The following is a 3,485-nucleotide window of genomic DNA, read 5'->3' on the forward strand; positions in this document are numbered from 1 at the left end:
GCGGCCTTGACCGCATCATCCACCGAGAAGACCGGCTTGCCGCGCGGTACCGCGACGCCGAATTTCCGCAGGATTTCCTTACCCTGGTACTCGTGAATCTTCATGCGTGATTCCCTTCAGTCTGAGAGTTGGATTGAACTTCGTTTCCGCTGCTGTCGTTCAAACGGGACGTGCCGCCGCTGCCGTGACCGGCTGCGGGGCGTGTTTGTTCGCTTGCTGCATCCGCACGCTCCGCTGAACGCGGCGCGTGGCCATACCAGCGCGGATAAAACTGTCGCACCGCCTCGCCGTCGAAGCGCAGCGCGTGGCAGCGACCCAACTGGAATGGCGGCTTGTCGTTTGAGTGTTCGTCTGAGGCTTTGGGTGAACCGTCCCCTGAGGCCGCTTCATGCGGCGGCTTACCGTCATTAGTGTTCCACACTTCACCGGCGAACGCCTGGATGGCGGCCGTAGGAAGGAAAGCGCACAACTCGGTGAGATGCGTGCAACCTGCCGTGCCTCCCAGCAAACGGGCGGCTTCGCGACGAAAATTGTTGAACAGATTGAGCCCGATAAGAGCCCGGTAGGCGGGATTCGTGGCTTCGCATTGACCAGGATAGGGCACCCAGTCGGACGACGCTTGCGCGTCGACAACGTTGAGCTTGCGATCGATCGTGATGCGGAGCCAGAGTTCATGGATCGGCTGACCGTTTGGCCGGACGCCCGACGCAAGCGCCACATCGCGTGGCTTTTGGTCGGTTAGACACGCCTCTATGTCCCACAGGCCGTCGGCACGCTCATATGCTTCCGCTCGGATTGCGCGGACGTGGCGCAACTGACGGGACACTGGCGGGGAGAGCGGCATGCGGAAGGAAAAGGCCGAATTGGGAAAACCCCTAGATTTTAGCATACCGGGTATTTGAGACAGCCTGGCTTGTGCATGGCACCAAGGCAGTGCGGCCCGGCGGGACTTTGAGACGGCATGCAGCAAGGAATGGAGGGTTTGCGAGGGGGTTTGCGGCCGGGGCTTATCGTAGGTCCGCAGCAGGTTCACAGCGAAATGCACGTGGGGTCCGCGACAGGCTCTCCGCAGCGGGTTCACCGCAGCGCGTTCACTCGCCAGCCCAATCCTCGTCGAGGCCCTTGAGAATCTTGCTGATCGTTGCACCGGAAAAGCCCCGCGCAGCGAGAAAGCGCGCCTGACGAGCGCGCTCGGCCGGTGTTTCCGGCAATTGACCGTATTTTTTGGTCCAGACGGCTTGGGCGCGCGCGAGTTCGGTCTCACGCAACTGGGCGCTCGCCTCCTCAATCAACGTCTGACCTACCGCGTGGCGCTTAAGCTCACCCACTATCCGGTTAGAGCCGAGGCGCGATGCACGGCGATGGATCAAGCTCTCCGCGAAGCGCGAGTCGGACAACCAGCCCTCGCTTTCTAGCGCGTCGAGCAGGCCTTCCAGGGAGTCGCCCTCTTCGACGAACGGCATCAGCTTGCGCGAGAGTTCTGCCCGGCTGTATTCGCGGCGGGATAGATAGCCAAGCGCTCGGCCTTTCAGTGAACGAACCGGACGTTGAGATTTGTCCGCGCGGTCTTTCTCTGCGGGGGATTCGCCCGGTGCACGGCGTGAGCGGGTGTAGGTAGTTTCGGCGGGGAAACTGGCCGCCGCATCTGAAGAGGTCGTGCTGGAAACACGCCCTGAAGACTGCGCACGCCCAGAGGCCCGGTCATGCGCATCGAAAGATTCAAACGGATCGGACGGGTCGTCATGACCACCGTCACCACCGTCACGCGGGCCGCCCGCATCACGTTCTGCATGAGATACAGGCCGGCCCTTGCGTATCACGCGACGCTTACTCCTCTTCGCCCGCGACTTCAGCGCCCGCGCCGACAGCCGCTTCCGCCATGGCGTTCACGCCCAGCGATTCGCGAATGCGGTTTTCGATTTCGCGCGCGATCTCGGGATTTTCACGCAGAAATTCGCGTGCGTTGTCTTTACCCTGACCAATCCGCTCACCGTTGTAGCTGTACCAGGCACCCGCCTTGTCGACGATCTTTGCCGACACGCCCAGGTCGATCACTTCACCCTGACGCGAAATACCTTCGCCGTACAGAATGTCGAAAATCGCCTCGCGGAACGGCGGCGCCACCTTGTTCTTGACGACCTTCACCCGCGTTTCGTTGCCGATCACTTCGTCGTTCTTCTTGATCGAACCGATACGGCGAATGTCCAGGCGCACCGACGCATAGAACTTCAGCGCATTGCCACCGGTGGTGGTTTCCGGGTTGCCGAACATCACGCCGATCTTCATACGGATCTGGTTGATGAAGATGACGAGGCAGTTGGTGCGCTTGATCGTGCCGGTGAGCTTGCGCAGCGCCTGCGACATCAGACGCGCTTGCAGACCCGGCAGCGAGTCGCCCATTTCGCCTTCGATTTCCGCCTTCGGCACGAGTGCCGCGACCGAGTCGATCACGATCATGTCGATCGAGCCTGAGCGCACCAGCGCGTCAGCGATCTCAAGTGCCTGTTCGCCCGTGTCCGGCTGCGAAACCAGCAACTCCGACACGTTCACGCCAAGCTTGCCCGCGTACTGAATGTCCAGCGCGTGTTCTGCGTCGATAAACGCTGCCGTGCCGCCGAGTTTTTGCATTTCGGCGACGACCTGCAGCGTCAACGTGGTTTTACCCGACGATTCCGGCCCGTAGATTTCGACTACACGACCACGCGGCAAACCGCCGACGCCCAGTGCGATGTCGAGTCCCAGCGATCCCGTAGAGACCACCTGGATATCTTCGATTGCCTCACCCGCGCCGAGCCGCATGACCGACCCTTTGCCGAACTGTTTTTCGATCTGCGCGAGCGCGGCAGCGAGCGCCTTGCTCTTTTCAGCAGTCAGTCCAGCCGGGCCTTTCTTGCTTTCTTCCATGAATCGTCCTTTGCTATGATGAACGGCGTCTGACGCAGAAGTGCAGCCCATTCATCACGGACAGCACACCAAACGCAGACACTGTATAAAAAAACAGTAGTTTTGGCAAGCACGATTCGCACTTGAATGCCTTAATGTGCGAAACCGCTGCGCAAAACTACCCACAAGATTCTTTGGAGACCGCTGCGCGCCGAGCTTTACTACGGTGCCGGCAAGGCCAGGCTGGCGCATCATGCGAATTCTCATTGCCGAAGATGACAGCATACTCGCGGACGGTCTGGTCCGATCACTCCGCCAATCGGCATACGCCGTCGATCATGTGAAGAACGGTGTCGAGGCCGATACCGCCCTTTCAGTACAAACCTTCGACCTGCTGATTCTCGATCTCGGCCTGCCGCGCATGTCCGGACTCGAGGTGCTGCGGCGCCTGCGCGCGCGCAATTCGAACCTGCCGGTGTTGATCCTGACGGCCGCCGACAGCGTCGACGAACGCGTCAAAGGTCTCGACCTCGGCGCCGACGACTACATGGCCAAGCCGTTCGCCCTCAATGAACTGGAGGCGCGCGTGCGCGCCCTCACCC

General features: G+C 60.9%; 5 protein-coding genes. 1 reads left to right on the forward strand and 4 read right to left on the reverse strand.

Going from position 1 to position 3,485, the window contains the following annotated elements:
* From WCA85_RS33495 to recA, 4 genes are all read right to left on the reverse strand, one after another.
* Window positions 1-104: ATP-grasp domain-containing protein (locus WCA85_RS33495; RefSeq protein ID WP_424069775.1), on the reverse strand; the 104-nt coding region annotated here is incomplete at its 3' end.
* A complete protein-coding gene (locus WCA85_RS33500; protein ID WP_424069777.1) occupies window positions 101-844 on the reverse strand; it encodes a DUF2889 domain-containing protein in 744 nt (247 codons plus the stop codon). The genes WCA85_RS33500 and WCA85_RS33495, both read right to left, overlap by 4 nt.
* 247 nt (window positions 845-1,091) lie before the next feature.
* Window positions 1,092-1,820 (reverse strand): recombination regulator RecX, encoded by a 729-nt coding sequence (gene recX, locus WCA85_RS33505; protein WP_424069769.1) that lies wholly within the window; start codon window positions 1,818-1,820, stop codon window positions 1,092-1,094.
* Between the two features lie 7 nt (window positions 1,821-1,827).
* Window positions 1,828-2,904, reverse strand: coding sequence for a recombinase RecA (gene recA / locus WCA85_RS33510; protein WP_424069771.1), 1,077 nt, complete (start codon window positions 2,902-2,904; stop codon window positions 1,828-1,830).
* 232 nt (window positions 2,905-3,136) lie between these two features.
* Between recA and WCA85_RS33515 the strand changes: the two genes are divergently transcribed.
* Window positions 3,137-3,485: response regulator (locus WCA85_RS33515; RefSeq protein ID WP_424069773.1), on the forward strand; the 349-nt coding region annotated here is incomplete at its 3' end.

The organism is Paraburkholderia sp. (assembly GCF_049581445.1).
Lineage (GTDB): Bacteria > Pseudomonadota > Gammaproteobacteria > Burkholderiales > Burkholderiaceae > Paraburkholderia.